12 protein-coding genes are annotated in these 15,459 nt (G+C 65.2%); 9 read left to right on the top strand and 3 right to left on the bottom strand.

Annotation, left to right across the window (positions count from 1 at the left end; genetic code table 11):
• Positions 1–174 precede the first annotated feature (174 nt).
• Complete coding sequence (azu, locus tag GV002_RS15400) at positions 175–624, top strand: azurin (protein ID WP_160019240.1); 450 nt, start codon at positions 175–177, stop codon at positions 622–624.
• 49 nt (positions 625–673) lie between these two features.
• Here the strand turns inward: azu and GV002_RS15395 are convergent, their stop codons facing one another.
• From GV002_RS15395 to GV002_RS15385, 3 genes are all read right to left on the bottom strand, one after another.
• Positions 674–1,567: a transglutaminase family protein gene (locus GV002_RS15395; RefSeq protein WP_160019239.1), complete on the bottom strand. Its 894-nt coding sequence runs from the start codon at positions 1,565–1,567 to the stop codon at positions 674–676.
• Positions 1,564–4,050, bottom strand: coding sequence for a circularly permuted type 2 ATP-grasp protein (locus GV002_RS15390; protein WP_160019238.1), 2,487 nt, complete (start codon positions 4,048–4,050; stop codon positions 1,564–1,566). Before GV002_RS15390 ends, GV002_RS15395 begins: the two co-directional genes overlap by 4 nt.
• Before the next feature lie 183 nt (positions 4,051–4,233).
• On the bottom strand, positions 4,234–7,527 hold the full coding sequence (locus GV002_RS15385) for a DUF2126 domain-containing protein (RefSeq protein WP_160019237.1): 3,294 nt from the start codon (positions 7,525–7,527) through the stop codon (positions 4,234–4,236).
• 222 nt (positions 7,528–7,749) lie between these two features.
• Between GV002_RS15385 and GV002_RS15380 the strand changes: the two genes are divergently transcribed.
• From GV002_RS15380 to GV002_RS15345, 8 genes are all read left to right on the top strand, one after another.
• A complete protein-coding gene (locus GV002_RS15380) occupies positions 7,750–8,532 on the top strand; it encodes an efflux RND transporter periplasmic adaptor subunit (RefSeq protein WP_160019236.1) in 783 nt (260 codons plus the stop codon).
• Positions 8,529–9,848, top strand: coding sequence for an efflux RND transporter periplasmic adaptor subunit (locus GV002_RS15375; RefSeq protein WP_160019235.1), 1,320 nt, complete (start codon positions 8,529–8,531; stop codon positions 9,846–9,848). The genes GV002_RS15380 and GV002_RS15375 overlap by 4 nt, the downstream gene beginning before the upstream one ends.
• Positions 9,845–11,941 (top strand): efflux RND transporter periplasmic adaptor subunit, encoded by a 2,097-nt coding sequence (locus GV002_RS15370; RefSeq protein ID WP_178094751.1) that lies wholly within the window; start codon positions 9,845–9,847, stop codon positions 11,939–11,941. The genes GV002_RS15375 and GV002_RS15370 overlap by 4 nt, the downstream gene beginning before the upstream one ends.
• A gap of 14 nt (positions 11,942–11,955) precedes the next feature.
• Positions 11,956–12,756, top strand: coding sequence for an aspartyl/asparaginyl beta-hydroxylase domain-containing protein (locus GV002_RS15365; RefSeq protein WP_160019233.1), 801 nt, complete (start codon positions 11,956–11,958; stop codon positions 12,754–12,756).
• Entirely contained in the window at positions 12,744–13,751 is a 1,008-nt protein-coding gene (locus GV002_RS15360) for a sulfotransferase family protein (RefSeq protein ID WP_160019232.1), read from the top strand. The genes GV002_RS15365 and GV002_RS15360 overlap by 13 nt, the downstream gene beginning before the upstream one ends.
• Before the next feature lie 141 nt (positions 13,752–13,892).
• Positions 13,893–14,390 (top strand): GNAT family N-acetyltransferase, encoded by a 498-nt coding sequence (locus tag GV002_RS15355; protein WP_160019231.1) that lies wholly within the window; start codon positions 13,893–13,895, stop codon positions 14,388–14,390.
• Positions 14,387–14,716, top strand: a complete 330-nt coding sequence (locus GV002_RS15350) for a DUF6916 family protein (protein WP_160019230.1) — start codon at positions 14,387–14,389, stop codon at positions 14,714–14,716. Before GV002_RS15355 ends, GV002_RS15350 begins: the two co-directional genes overlap by 4 nt.
• Positions 14,717–14,767: 51 nt before the next feature.
• A complete protein-coding gene (locus tag GV002_RS15345) occupies positions 14,768–15,418 on the top strand; it encodes a phage tail protein (protein WP_160019229.1) in 651 nt (216 codons plus the stop codon).
• Positions 15,419–15,459 lie beyond the last annotated feature (41 nt).

Genomic DNA, 15,459 nt, shown 5'->3' with positions numbered 1-15,459 from the left:
ACCCGGAAAGCCCGCGAGACCAGGCCTAGAACTGGCATTGCAGAGCTTCCCCACAGAATTATCCACAGCTTTTCTGGATAACCAGGCGTGGCGTTCAGTCGCATCCTTAAGTCCCGGAAGCTGTGCGAATCTCTTCAGACCTGACCGGAAATTCAGAATCTGGAGGCTTCAAAGATGCTGCGTAACGTTGCTCTGATGGCACTGCTTGGCCTGGCCAGCACACCACTACTCGCTGCCGAATGCTCGGTGGACGTCGAATCGACCGACCAGATGACCTTCAACACCCAGGCCATCTCCGTCAGCAAGAGCTGCAAGACCTTCACGGTCAATCTCAAGCACGTAGGCTCACTGCCCAAGACCGCCATGGGCCACAACTGGGTGCTGAGCAAGACCGCCGACATGCCCGCCGTGGCCACCGAGGGCATTCCTGCCGGCCCGGACGCCAGCTACATCAAGGCCGGTGACGAGCGTGTGATCGCCCATACCGATCTGATCGGCGGTGGCGAAAGCACGTCGGTGACCTTCGACGTCAGCAAGCTGGCGGCAGGCGAGGATTACAGCTTCTTCTGCTCCTTCCCCGGCCACTACTCGCTGATGAAAGGCAGCGTGAAGCTGGTCGACTGAGGCCGCTACTAACCGTGGGAGATGCGCCTGTCGCACCCTCCCACGACTCTCATCCCAGCGGCAGCACCGTCACCTGCACGTCCGGGTCGTGGCTGCCGCCCCCCAGGATCACCCCACGCAACGGCGACACATCGGAGAAATCCCGGCCCCAGGCCAGGGTGATGTGCTCCAGTGCCGGGCGCACATTGTTGGTCGGATCAAAATCCACCCAGCCCTGACGCGGGCAATACAGCGACACCCAGGCATGCGAGGCGTCGGCGCCGATCAGGCGTGGTTGGCCGGGCGGTGGCTGGGTCAGCAGGTAGCCGCTGACGTAACGCGCCGCCAGGCCGCGCGAGCGCAGACAGGCGAGCATCAGGTGGGCGAAGTCCTGGCAGACCCCGCGCTTTTCCTCCAGTACCTGCAACAGCGGCGTCGCCACTTGAGTGGCTTCGGCATCGAAGCTGAACTCATCGAAGATCTTCTGCATCAGCGCCTGGCACGCCTGCAGCAACGGACGCCCCGGCGTGAAGCAATCGTCGGCGTAGTCGGCAAACACCTGCTTGAGACGCACGTAAGGCGACTCGAAGCGGTAGCGCGCCGCCTCCAGCAACGCAGGTTCCATCCGTTTGCCGCTGTAGCTGAGCGCGGCGCACGCAGCCTCCCAGCTCGGCGAATCGTCCAGTTCCAGCGGCGCACGCGTGAGCACCTCGACGCGCAGCCGGGCGCTGACCACCAGCGCCTCGTGCGGGCGCTCGAACACCAGGCGGGTCAGCGGGTTGCCGAATACGTCCAGACCGTCACGACGCTGACAGGGCGCGGGATCGATACGCAGCTCCCGTTCATGGCAACGCTGCCAGGGGCATTCGCGCGGCCACAGGTGCGCCAGTTGTTGCGCCAGGGAAACCGGCGCCGAGTACCGGTAATGGGTTTCGTGAAGAACCTGATACGACGCGCTGCTCATGAGGATTGCGTCCGCTGGCTGACATCGACATGGGCGAAGAAGCGCAGCCCGAGGTGATCGGATACCGCGCCGGCAGCCTCGCTGATGGCCACCAGCAAATCGGCCAGACCTTCGAGCACCGCCCGGGTGCTGCCGGGGCCGAACAATGGGTTCTCCAGGCTGGCCAGACTGAAGGCGGCGAGCTGCTGTTCCAGATAGACCAGGTAGCGCTCGGCCGGCAGCTCGAAACGCTCGTTGAGACCTTCCAGCGAGCGCAGCAGGGTACGCATCTGGAAGATCACAGCGTGCGGGTTCTGCTCATCGAGCAGCAGCAGGTCGAGTACCGGGATCAACTGCGCCGACGCCAGGTAGCGGGTGCGGTAGGTGATGCTGCTGTTGCCCAGCTCCAGCAACCACTCCAGCGCCGACTGGTCGGTGGCCGAGCCGCTGCGCAGGAAGCCAGCGAAGCTGTCGCAGAGAAACTGCAAGCGCTCGATGTAGCGACCGAGCATGAGAAAGCGCCAGCCGTCGTCGCGGGTCATGTCGTCGAAAGCGAAGCCCGACAGCGCCGCCAGCGACATCAGCAGACGGTTGAGAAAATCCAGCAACTCGCCGAAGTCGGCCGGCTGGCCTTCCAGCAACTGCGCCTCGCGCTGCAACTCCACCAGCGCCTGCCAGTTGGCCTGGGACAGCTTGCCGCGCACGCTGCCAGCAGCCCACTGCAAGCGCTGCAGATTGGAGCGCAGGCTGGCCGGCCAGTCGCTGCCGAGCAGTGCCTGCAGCAGACGCTCCGCCAGCTCGCCCTCTTCGGGATCTGCCAGCAGGCCCAACTCCTGCGCCAGCGCCAGCGCGCTCTGCAGTGCCTGCGGGTCGTCATCATCATCGACGTAACGCGCCAGCATGATGCGCAGCAGGCGCGCATTGCCCTCGCAGCGTTCGGCGTAACGACCGAACCAGTAAAGATTCTCCACCACGCGCGAGGGCAGGAAGGGGTCGCTGCGCACCAGGTCGGCAGTACCTATGGTGCGTTGCGTCTGCCAGGGCTCGCCGACGCTCTGCCGCGTGCCCAGCACCCACGTGTCCTTGCTCGCCCCGCCGCGCTGCATCGACACCACCTCGGCATCGGCCTCGGCGGCCACGCGGGTCAGGCCCCCGGGCATCACCCGGTAGCCATCGGCACTGGCCACGGCGAACACACGCATGCCGATGGCCCGCGGCTGCAAACCGCTGCCATCCCACACTGGTGCCTGCGACAGCTTGGCCCGCGCTTGCGCGACATAGGCATAGGGGCGTGCCTGCAGTCGTTCGGCCAGCTTGGCGCGCTGCGCCTCGTCCAGATCGCGGCCGAACACCGGCATGAAGCTCTGCGAGGGGAAGGCCGGGCGCACCAGCAACTGGTCGAGCTGCTCCAGCGCCTCGTCCAGCACCGGCGGCTCACCGCCCCACCAACTGGCAATAGACGGCAGCAAGAGTTCCTCGCCGAGCAGGTGCTCGCTGATCGCCGGCAAAAAGCCTGGCAGGCCGGGCGATTCCAGTACGCCGCTGCCCAGGGCGTTGGCCACCAGCACGCGACCACGACGCACGGCTTCGAGCAGGCCAGGCACACCGAGGGCAGAGTCGGTGCGCAGCTCCAGCGGGTCACAGTAGTCGTCGTCGAGGCGGCGCAGCACCGCATGTACGCGGCGCAGGCCAGCCAGGGTCTTGAGGTAGAGGGTGGCGTCGCGCACGGTCAGGTCGCTGCCTTCGACCAGCGGATAACCCAGCTGGCGCGCCAGATACAGATGCTCGAAATAGCTTTCGTTGAAGCGCCCCGGCGTCAGCAGCACCACCAGCGGTGTTTCGCCGCCGCTTGGGGCCTGACGCGCCAGGGTGTCCTGCAGGGTACGGAAGAAACCGGCCAGGTACTGCACGCGCAGGTCGCGGTACAGTTCGGGGAAGGCGCGCGAGACGATCTGCCGGTTCTCCAGCGCATAACCGGCCCCGGACGGTGCCTGGGTGCGGTCGGCGGTGACCCACCAACGACCGTCCGGCGCCCGGGCCAGATCCACAGCGTACAGGTGCAGCCAGGTGCCTCCAGGCGCCTGCATGCCCTGGCACGGCCAGAGGAAGTTGTTATGGCCGAACACCAGTTCGGTGGGCAGCAGGCCTTCAGCGATCAGTTTCTGCGGGCCATAGAGGTCGGCCAGCACGCGGTTGAGCAGGGTCGCGCGCTGCGCCACGCCGGCAGCGATCTGCTGCCACTCGTCAGCCGGAATCAGGTTGGGCAGCAGGTCCAGTTCCCACGGCCGGTCAGCGCCATCGGGGTCGGCGTAGACGTTGTAGGTAACGCCGTTCTCCTGGATCTGCCGCGCCAGCATGGCTTCGCGCTGCGCCAGGTGCTCGGGCCGGCTGCGTGCCAGTTGCTCGTAAAGACGGCGCCAGTGCGGGCGTACATTGCCCTTGGCGTCGAGCAGTTCGTGGTAGGCGCCGTTGGGCGGCGGGTAATCGGCTAGCAGATCGTGCATGGCAGGCTCGGCAGTGGCAAGGCGGTGCGGCTTTAAGCTCCCCTCTCCCATTTATGGGAGAGGGGCCGGGGGAGAGGGCTGAAAACAGCGCGAAGTCGCCCACTCTCCCCTCTCCCTGACCCTCTCCCCAGAGGGGCGAGGGGAGTGATCACGGTAGCCGACACTCAGGTGAGCAACATGTCGTCAAACGCGACGCAGATCCAGGGTCATCGGCAGTTCATTATTATCTATCGGCTGCACGACAGGGCGCTTGCCTGGGCTGTGACCCAATCGGAAGAAGCGCGCCAGGCGACGGCTCTCCGCCTCGTAGGCATTGACCGGCAGGCTGTCGTAGTTGCGACCGCCGGGATGCGCCACATGGTACTGGCAACCGCCTAGCGAGCGCTGCATCCAGGTATCGACCAGATCGAACACCAGCGGCGCGTGTACGCCGATGGTCGGCTGCAGGCAACTGGCCGGCTGCCAGGCACGGAAACGCACACCGCCGACGAACTCACCGACCTTGCCCGTCGGCCGCAAGGGCACCGGCACGCCGTTGCAGGTCAGCACGTAGCGATCCGGCGCCATACCACCTACTTTCACCTGCATGCGCTCCAGCGACGAGTCGACGTAGCGCACCGTACCACCGGTAGCGCCCTCCTCGCCCAGCACGTGCCAAGGCTCCAGCGCCTGGCGCAGCTCCAGATCGATACCCTTGACGGCAAAATCACCGGCCTTGGGAAAACGGAACTCCAGATGCGGGGCGAACCACTCGCTGCGCAGGCGATAGCCAAAGGCGCCCAGCTCTTGCAGCACGTCGGCGAAATCCTGCTCGATGAAATGCGGCAGCAGGAAGCGGTCGTGCAACTCGCTGCCCCAGCGCACCAGTTTCGCCGGCTGGTAGGGCTCCTGCCAGAAACGGGCGATCAGCGCGCGCAGCAGCAGTTGTTGAGCCAGGCTCATCTGCGCATGCGGCGGCATCTCGAAAGCCCGCAACTCGAGCAGGCCGAGGCGGCCACTGGCCGAATCCGGCGAGTACAGCTTGTCGATGCAAAACTCGGCGCGATGGGTGTTGCCGGTGACGTCAACCAGCAGGTTGCGCAGCAGCCGGTCGACCAGCCACGGCGGGCAGTCGCGGCCCGGCTCGGGCATCTGCGCGAAGGCGATCTCCAGCTCATACAAGGCATCGTTGCGCGCTTCATCCACACGCGGCGCCTGCGAGGTCGGGCCGATGAACAGGCCGCTGAACAGGTAGGACAGCGACGGATGGTTGTGCCAGTAACTGATCAGGCTGCGCAGCAAGTCGGGGCGACGCAGGAAGGGCGAATCCCCCGGCGTCGCCCCGCCGAGGACGAAGTGGTTGCCGCCGCCGGTGCCGGTGTGGCGCCCGTCGATCATGAACTTCTCGCTGGACAGGCGCGACTGGCGCGCTGCCTCGTAGAGAAATTCGCAGCGTTCGACCAGTTCATCCCAGCTAGCAGCCGGGTGGATGTTGACCTCGATCACGCCCGGATCGGGGGTGACGCGGAAGAACTGCAGGCGCGGGTCCAGCGGCGGCTCATAGCCTTCCAGCAAGACCGGACAATTGAGCTCGGCAGCTACGGCCTCGATGGCCGCGACCAGCTCCAGGTAGTCTTCGAGATGGCTCAGCGGCGGCATGAACAGATACAGGCGACCCTCGCGCGGCTCGGCACAGAGCGCGGTGCGCACGATACCGGCAGCCGATTGCCCACTGGCCGGCCTCGTGCTCTGCGGGCCGGCACTGGCGCCGCGCCAGACACCGCGTAGCTGACGCTGGATCTGCGCCGGGCTGGGTAGCGGCGGCAGCGCCTGACTGGGGTCGACCGGATTGACGTAGGGATAGTCGGCCTGACTGACCCAGGGCATGGAATCCAGCGGCAGGCGATAGCCCAGCGCCGAATCGCCAGGCAACAGGCGGCAATGTTCGTCACGCAGGAACCAGCGCCCACTTTGCCAGCCCTCGCCGACCACCTGACGCGCCAGCGGCAGCACATGACCAACCACCGCGTCGAGCCCCTGATCGAACACCTTGCGCAGGCGCTCGCGCTCCAGCGGGTCGCTCAGGCGCGGATCGTCCGGGGTGACGTTGTCCGGCAGCTTGCGCTCGCGCCACAGGTAGTAGAACCAGTCTTCATAGGCGGGAAAGACGTTACCGCCGTCCACGCCCAGACGGTCCGCCAAGGTGGCGAGAAAGCGCGCGGCCGTTTCTGCCGTAGCGCCATAGCCACGCTTCTCATCGGCCAGCAATTTGGGGTCATGCCACAGCGGTTCGCCATCGCGGCGCCAGAAGCAGTTCAGCGACCAGCGCGGCAACTGCTCGCCGGGGTACCACTTGCCCTGGTCGAAATGCACCAGCGCCTTGGGCGCGTAATGGCTGCGCAGGCGGTAGAACAGGTCGGCAGCCAGGCGGCGCTTGTTCGGCCCGAGCGCGGCAGTGTTCCATTCGTCATCATCGGGGTAATCGAGGGCAACGAAGGTCGGCTCGCCGCCCATGGTCAGGCGCACATCGTGCTTGTGCAGGTCATCGTCGATCTGCCGGCCCAGCGCCTGGATCGCCTGCCACTGCGCCTCGCTGTAGGGCTTGGTAACGCGCGGCGCCTCCCACACGCGTTCGACGCTCATCAGGTGTTCGAATTCCACCTCGCACTCGTCCAGCCCACCCGTGATCGGCGCCGCCGAGGATGGCTCCGGGCTGCACGCCAGTGGAATGTGGCCTTCGCCAGCGAACAGGCCTGAAGTCGGGTCGAGACCGACCCAGCCGGCGCCAGGCAAATACACCTCGCACCAGGCGTGCAGGTCGGTGAAGTCTTTGTCAGTGCCGGAGGGGCCGTCGAGGGCTTTGACGTCAGCAGTGAGCTGGATCAGGTAGCCGGAGACGAAGCGCGCCGCCAGGCCCAGGTGACGCAGCAACTGCACCAACAGCCAGGCCGAATCACGGCACGAACCGGCGGCCAGCTCGAGCGACTGTTCCGGCGTCTGCACGCCCGGCTCCATGCGGATCAGGTAGCGGATGTCGGCCGACAGGCGCTGGTTCAGCTCGACCAGAAAATCGATGCTGGGCACCGGCTCGCGGGAAATGCCAGCCAGGTACTTGGCGAACAGTGGCGTGGCCGGCAGCTTGACCAGATACGGCGTCAGCTCACGCTGTTCGCCCTCGGTGTAGGCGAAGGGGATGCGCTCGGCGTAGGGCTCGAGGAAGAAGTCGAAGGGATTGAACACCGCCATCTCGGCGACCAGGTCTACCTCGACCTTGAACTCGCGAGTCTTCTCGGGAAACACCAGGCGCGCCAGGTAGTTGCCCTGCGGGTCCTGTTGCCAGTTGATGAAGTGTTCGCCCGGCTCGACCTTCAGCGCGTAGGAAAGGATGCGTGTGCGGCTATGCGGTGCCGGCCGCAAGCGTACGACTTGTGGCCCAAGGTTCACCGCACGGTCGTAGCGGTAGTGGGTGACATGGTGCAGCGCGACATGAATCGACACGGCGGCCTCCTGCTAGCCTGGACGATACTCAGTGCAGCGCAAGACTTATGCCAGGGCCCAGACCACGCGCCAGCTAGGCCGGCCAGACACCTCACGCACCAGAAGCAGGCCGTGCGCGCACCAGAGTCGACATCATGCACCATATGGATGCGCAGTTACGGCCAATTTGCCGGGCCCGACTTCTGCCGTAGACTGCGCTGACTTCATGCAAGGACGTATGCCATGCCGCGCCACAGCCCTCTTTCGCCCCTCCTCGGCCTGCTGTTCTTGGCGTTCAGCCCACTACTCTGGGCCGACGACCCGCTGCTCGATTCACCGACTCCCTCCGTCGCCCAATCCGGTGAGCGACAGGTGCGCGGCATCTTGCGCGCGCAAAACCAGGCGGTACTGTCCAGCGAACTGCCTGGCCGCATCATCGAAATGCCGTTCAGCGATGGCCAGGACTTCAACAAGGGCGACGTTCTGGTGCGCTTTGACTGCAGCGCTTACCAGGCCCAGCTCAATGCGGCCCAAGCCGCCACTCGCGCAACCCGTGAAGAGCTGAACCACAAGAAGCAGTTGGCCGCCCTCAATTCGGTCGGCCGCTTCGAAGTGGCGCTGGCCGAGGCTCGGCAGGCCCAGGCTCAGGCGGAAACCCAGGTGTATCAGGTACAGGTGAAGCGCTGCAGCGTTGTCGCTCCCTTCAATGGCCGTGTGGTTCTGCGCCGCGCACAACCCCACGAAAGCGTGGCCAGTGGTACCCCGCTGCTGGATGTCGTGGATAACGGCACGCTGGAAATTTATCTGCTGGTGCCGTCCAACTGGCTTAGCCGCTTGCAGCCGGGCCAAACCTTCGACTTCACCCCCGACGAAACCGGCAAGCCGCTCAAGGCCACGGTCAAGCGCCTGGGCGCGCGTATCGATGAGGGCAGCCAAACCCTTCTGCTGATCGGTAGCCTGTCCGATGATGCCAAGGGCCTGCTCGCCGGCATGAGTGGCACGGCCCAGTTCCAGGTGACGGAATGAACGCACCGCTGCCCAGCACGGCCGAACGTGTATTTGCCCTGTTCCTCGGGCTCGAGCAACAGGCGCGCAAGGCCGGAAATATTGAGCAACTGGCCTTCACCATGGTCAATGACGGCCAAGCCCTGTTCGGCTTCCGCCACGCAGCCCTGCTGATCGCCGGCAGGGTGCAGGCATTGACCGGTATCAGCGTAGTGGAAGCGCATGCACCGTTCGTGGCCTTCGTCGAACGCGCCACTTCGGCCTTGCTCAAGCATGGCCGACTGGATGAAGGCCACAGCATCGACCCTGCCCAGTTGGACGAGCAGGCCCGCGCCGACATGAACGACCTGTCCGCCCCGCATGCCTATTGGCTGCCGCTGAAAAGCCGCAGCGGCGAAACCTTCGGCGGCCTGTGGCTGGCTCGCGACACCGCCTTCAGCGAAGCGGAGCAATCATTGCTCAGGCAGTTGGCCGATACCTACGCCCACGCCTGGCTGGCGCTACAGCCGCACAAGCCCTGGCGCATGCGTTGGCCGCGCAAGAAGCTGCTGGCCGTCGCGGCGGCGCTCTCGCTCCTGCTGCTGATCCCGGTACGCCAGTCGGTACTGGCACCTGCCGAAGTCGTCCCGCTGGGTGGCCGGGTGGTCGCCGCACCGCTGGACGGCGTGATCGCCGAATTTCTGGTCAAGCCCAATCAAAGCGTCGCCGCCGGTGATCTGCTGGTGCGCTTCGAAGCCACCAGCCTCAAGGCCCAGGCCGATGTGGCCGAACGCGCCCTGGGCGTGGCCGAGGCCGAACTCAAGGCCAACAGCCAGCGCGCCTTCGCCGATACCGAATCAGGCGCCCGCCTCGACCTGCTGGCCGCACGCGTCGAACAGAAGCGCGCCGAACGCGACTATGCCAGGCAACTGCTGGCCCGCAGCGAAGTACGCGCTGAACGTTCAGGCATCGCCGTTTTCGCCGACGCCGAACGCTTGACCGGCAAGCCCGTGCAGACTGGCGAACGGCTGATGCAGATCGCCGACCCGAGCCAGGCCGAGTTACGCATCGAACTGCCGGTGGGTGACGCCATCGCCCTGCAGCCGGGCGCCGAAGTAGCGCTGTTTCTCGACAGCGACCCACTCAATCGTCATGAGGCCCAGCTGGAGCGCTCCGCCTACGAAGCACAGGCCACCGCCGCCGGGCAATTGGCCTACCGACTGGATGCGCGCTTCGTCGATACCCCACCACGCGTTGGCCTACGCGGTACCGCCAAGCTGTTCGGTGATCGCGCACCGCTGGCCTATTACCTGCTGCGTCGGCCTCTGGCCGCGGCCCGCCAGAGCCTGGGTTTCTGATGCTGCCTGCCCTGCGCCCCGATCTGCAGCTATCACCGGCGGCGCCTGGCCTCGACGGCGCCCCGCAATGGACGCTGGCCGACCCGCTACGCGGTCGCTACTTCAAGCTCGGCGCCGCCGCCGTGCGCCTGCTGCGTCACTGGACACTGGGCGAGCCGCAGCGGGTGTTGGCGGCCGCCAATGCCGAGCCTGGCCTGCCCTTGGGTCAGGCCGAACTCGAGGACATGCTGCGTTTTCTCAGCAGCCATGACCTGATCGCCGCCCTGGACGAAAACCAGCGTGCCAGCTACGCGATGAAAGCCGCCGCCCAGCGCCAAAGCGCGTGGAAGCGGGTACTGCATCAATACCTGTTCTTCCGCATTCCGCTGTGGCGGCCCGATCCCTTCCTCAATCGCGCCTGGCCCGTGCTCGAACGCCACGGCCCCTGGCTGCTGCGCTGGGGCCTGCCGCTGGTCTTTGTGCTGGGATTGTTCCTGATGATGCGCGATTGGCAGCGCTTTCTCGCCACCTTCCCCCACCTGTTCAGCCTCGGTGGCGCATTGGCCTTCGGCATCGCGCTGACCTTCGCCAAGCTCTGTCACGAGTTCGGCCACGCCTTCATGGCCAAGCGCGCCGGCTGCCGGGTACAGAGCATGGGCCTGGCCTTCATGGTGCTGCTGCCGATGTTCTACACCGATGTCAGCGATGCCTGGCGCGTGCGCGACCGGCGTTCGCGACTACTGATCGGTGCAGGCGGCGTGTTCGCTGAACTGCTGCTGGCGGTGCTGGCGTTGCTGGCCTGGTCATTGCTGCCGGACGGCCCCTTGCGTACCTCGGCCTTCATGCTGGCCAGCGCGACCTGGATCACCACGTTGGTAATCAACCTCAATCCCTTCATGCGCTTCGATGGCTACTTCCTGATCAGTGATCTATGGCGTGTGGACAACCTGCAACACCGCGCCTTCGCCCTGTGTCGCTGGCACCTGCGCGAAGCCCTGTTCGGCTATGGCGAGCCGGCACCGGAACCCTGGTCGCCCAGCATGACCCGGCGTCTGCTGATCTGGGGCTACGGTTCCTGGATATGGCGCGCAATCCTGTTCCTCGGCATCGCGCTGGCGGTCTATCACCTGTTCTTCAAGGTACTCGGCATCTTCCTGATGGTGGTTGAGCTGCTCTGGTTCATCGGCCTGCCCATCTGGCGCGAGCTGGGCGAATGGTGGCAACGCCGTGAACAGGCCGACTCACGCAAGGTGCTGATCACCGGCCTGAGCCTTGGCGCGGTACTGCTGGTGCTGATCGTGCCCTGGCGCAGCTCGGTGGAAATCCCTGCGGTGCTCGAAGCCTCACGCACCAGTGCCCTGCATGCGCCAGTGGCAGCGCGCTTGAAAACCGTGCATGTGCAGGACGGGCAGAGCGTGGCAGCCGGCGACCTGTTGATGGAGCTGGATTCGCCCGACCTGGACTCGCGCCAGGCCATCGTCCGGCGCGAGACCGAAATTCTTCAGCTGCAACTGCGCCGCCAGTCGGCACGCAGCGAAACGGCGGCCGATGCGGGCATCCTCGAACAACGCCTGGCCGAAGCCGTGGCCGAGTACCGCGGCCTGGCCGCCCAGCGTGAGCGCCTGCAATTGCGCTCACCGCAGGCCGGCGTGGTACGCGACCTGCAACGCGACCTGAGCGCGGACCGCTGGCTGCACCCTGCCGAATCACTGGCACGCATCGTCGAACCGGGGCTGCGCCTGCGCGGCTATCTGGCCGAAGAAAATCTCTGGCGGATCGAAACGGGCAGCGAAGGACGCTTCATCACTGACGACCCGGCACGCCCGGCGGTGAAAGTGCGCCTGGAAGAAGTGGACGCCACCGGCGTCGCCTATCTGGAACTGGAAGCGCTCAGCTCGGATCATGGCGGCCCCATCGCCGTACGCCGTGACGCACAGCGCCGCGCAGAACCTGTGCAAGCACAGTACGGCGTACGTCTGACGCTATTGGATAACCACATCCATCCCGATCACCCCCTGCGCGGCGTGGTGATACTGGACGGAGAGCGGCAGTCGCTACTCGGTGCTGCCTGGCGGCGGATCGCGGCGCTCGGTGTGCGCGAGAGCGGCTTTTAACACAAGGATGCAGCATGAGCCTGGACGCTTTACCACGATGCTCCCGATTGCCACTGGCGCCTCGATCACCTTCACTGCTGGAGGCACTCGGGCGGATTCCTGACGACGCCTGGCAGCATCACTTCAACACGGGCTACTACCAGGGTGAGTGGAGCGGCGTCGCACTGATCACCCCGGAAGACGCCCTCCTGCCTCTCGGCCCTGGGCAAGGAGCGCCGGTGTTTACCGACTGGTGGCAGGAGGAACAGGCCTGGCATCAGGTGCTCACGCTGTTCAAGACCACGATCCGCAGCGCGCGACTCCTGCGCCTGGGTGCCGGCGCTCGCATTCACGAACACTGCGACCCCGACCTCGGCCAGCCCGGTGGCGACCTGCGCCTGCACATTCCCCTGCTCAGCCCTCCTGACGTGGAGTTTCTCGTCGACGGCCTGCAGGTGCCCATGAAGGTGGGCGAGTGCTGGTTCATCGACCTCTCACGGCCACACCGGGTGGATAATCCGGGGCCCGGCGCGCGCGTGCATCTGGTGCTGGATTGCCAGCCCAACGCCTGGCTGCTGCAACTAGTAGCGGCCGGGCTGCCAGACACTCCTGCACTGCGGCCAGGTAGGGCGGAGCTGGCCTTTGCCGTCTTCCGCGAGCATGTGGCGCAGGACACAGCTCTTGCCGTACGCCTACGCGCCCTCGGTGACGCGCGTGAACTCCAGGCCGAGGCCGTGCGCCTCGCTGCTGCGTTGGGGCTGACCTTTTCCGAAGCAGAGGTAAAGGCTGCCATGCGCCGCGGCAGGCAAGCATGGGGCGACCAATGGCGAGCGTGAATACCGAGCAAGACTTCAGCGGCTGGCTGCCGATCCGCGCCTTTTTTCAGAGTGGTGAATGGCGACTAGACTGGTGCTGGTTCGGCGAGCAGCGACTGGCCCGGCCATTCTTTCGTGACGACGTCGACCAAGCGTTGCGCCTGCCCTTCAATCAGGCCTTCCGCCGGGAGACAGACTTCCAGGCGTTGCTGGACTGGCAGGCCGTGAGCCCTGGCATGCCGCCCACAGCACTGATATTCCACGCCTCGCGCTGCGGCTCGACACTGATGGCGCAGATGCTGGCGACGCTGGATGACAACATCGTGCTCTCCGAACCACCGCCGTTGGACAATCTGCTGCGTGCGCACCGGCTGGATCCCAAGGCGACGCCTCATCAACCCGCCTGGCTCGCGGCGCTGGTATCCGCCTACGGGCAACGACGTCAAGGCAACGAGCAACGGCTGTTCATCAAGCTCGATGCGTGGAACATGTTCGAGGCCCCCTTGCTGCTGGCGCTTTACCCCGAAGTGCCGCGTGTTTTCCTCTATCGCGACCCGCTGGAGATCGTCGTCTCCCAACTACGCCAACCGGGCATGCATCGCGTACCCGGGTTGCTGGGCCCATCCGCACTGGATTTACCTGCACAAGAAGCGCTGCGCATGACTCCCGCCGAGTACACCAGCCGCACGGTCGGCGCGATCCTCCGGCAAGGGCTGGCGCTTTGCCAACAGCATGGCGCGGTAGCGGTGAACTATCAGGAGCTGCCCAATGCCTGCTGGGGTCGGTTGGCCTCGTTGTTCGACGTGCACGACGCACATCTGCCACGGCTGCGCGAAACCGCCGGCTTCGATGCCAAACAGCCGTCGCAATCATTCACTGCCGACAGCCAGAGCAAACGCGAAGCTGCCGACGAGGGCCTCCGCGAAACCGTGGAGTACTGGGCGGGCAAAGCCTATAGAGCGCTTGAAGAATGGCGAACGACAAGGGAAGATCACGAAAGTTCCAGCAGGAGTTAAATACGCGCCTACCGTCTATCCGGATAGTGGCGATCGACCCCGGACTTCAGCTAATCTCCGACCTGCAAGTCGCATAGTGGCAAAACGAACCGGTTCCGGCTCACGCCGCGGTAGCACGGAAGCAAAAAGGACACCCACGCCATGCGTTCCCACGAATTGCATCTTCGGCCTGCCGAGGAGACTGATCTAAGCTTCCTGCGCAGGCTTTATGCGAGTACCCGCGCTCAGGAAATGGCGCTCAGCGGTTGGGGTCAACCCGCCATTGATGCCTTTCTTGCGCAGCAGTTCGACGCCCAGCACCGCTATTACCAGGAGCATTATCAGGGCTCCGACTTCTCCCTGATCTGCCACGGTGACCTGGCTATCGGCCGCCTCTACATCTTCCGCGGCCCAACCATGATCAACCTCATCGATATTTCGCTGCTCCCTGAATGGCGGGGTAAGGGAATCGGCACCCGCTATCTGGCTGCACTGGTCGATGAAGCGGATGCCGCAGAGAAGTCGATGCGCCTGTTCGTCGAACCCACTAATCCGGCCAAGCGCCTATACGAGCGCTTTGCCTTTAGGGCCAGCGGCTCCAACCATATCTACCTGCAGATGCACCGCGAAGCCGTGCCCGCTCTGGCGGTGCCGGCATGAGCCAGGTGCCCAGCCTCGAAGACTTCGAGCGCCACCTCCAGCAACCCTGGCAGTTGCGCTGGGACGAAGGTGGAGGTGTGACCATCACCCTGGTGGAGGCCTATGAAGGCGTGGCGATGACTGCCCGCTACCACTGTTACAGTGCAATTTTTGCCCAGCCCGAGGGGCTCCAGCTGCCCCAACATTGCTATCGGCTACGCAGCCCGGAAGGTGGTGAATGGGAGGCGATGCTCACCCCCATAGGCCCGGATGAGGAAGGCGACCGGCATCTGTTGCAGGCGCTGTTCCATGTAAAGCGGCCAAAGCCGGCCGAGCCCCTGCTCTAGAACAATAAACACCAGTGCCGCGTGCGCGGCTGCATCAAGGAGAGATAGGTAATGAGCGATCCATTCATGGGCGAGATCCGTATGGTGGGCTTCAACTTCGCCCCTCGGGGCTGGGCGACCTGCCAGGGACAGATCATGGCCATCCAACAGAACTCGGCACTGTTCGCGCTGCTGGGCACCATCTACGGCGGCAATGGCCAAACTACCTTCGGGCTGCCGAACTTCTCCGGGCGTAGCCCGGTGGGGCAAGGCACCGGCCCAGGCCTGACGACGGTCACAATCGGGGAAGTGGCGGGTGTAGAGAGCGTCACGTTGAACGTCACCCAAATGCCTATCCATCAGCCCGTCGCTCAATTCGCCGGCCAGGCCAGTGCCGTGAGCCTCACGGGTTCCAGCGTCGACGTCGCAACTGGTACGCCAGGTGCCATGGCGGCGCCCACCGCAGGAGCCACGGTGTACCTGTCGAACACCACTGCCAAGGCCGGTCCAACCGCCGTGACCATCAATGGTCTATTCACCTCAACCGCCCCGGATGCCTCCAAGGCCAGCCTGGGCGGCGTTCACGGGCAGGGCTCAGTCATTCCCCAGGGAACCGTGACTGTATCGCCTGTTGGTGGCAGCCAACCGATCGGCATCCGCAATCCCTATCTGGGCACCAACTTCGTCATTGCGCTGGAAGGCATCTTCCCGTCGCGTAACTGAGTGATCGAGCCGACTCGTGCATTCGGGTCGGCAGGCAAGTA

Origin of the sequence: Pseudomonas sp. 8O, from assembly GCF_902506495.1 — a bacterium.
GTDB classification, from domain to species: Bacteria; Pseudomonadota; Gammaproteobacteria; order Pseudomonadales; family Pseudomonadaceae; genus Aquipseudomonas; species Aquipseudomonas chaetocerotis.
The sequence above is the reverse complement of the archived record's forward strand: the minus strand, read 5'-3'. Positions and strand labels throughout refer to the sequence as shown.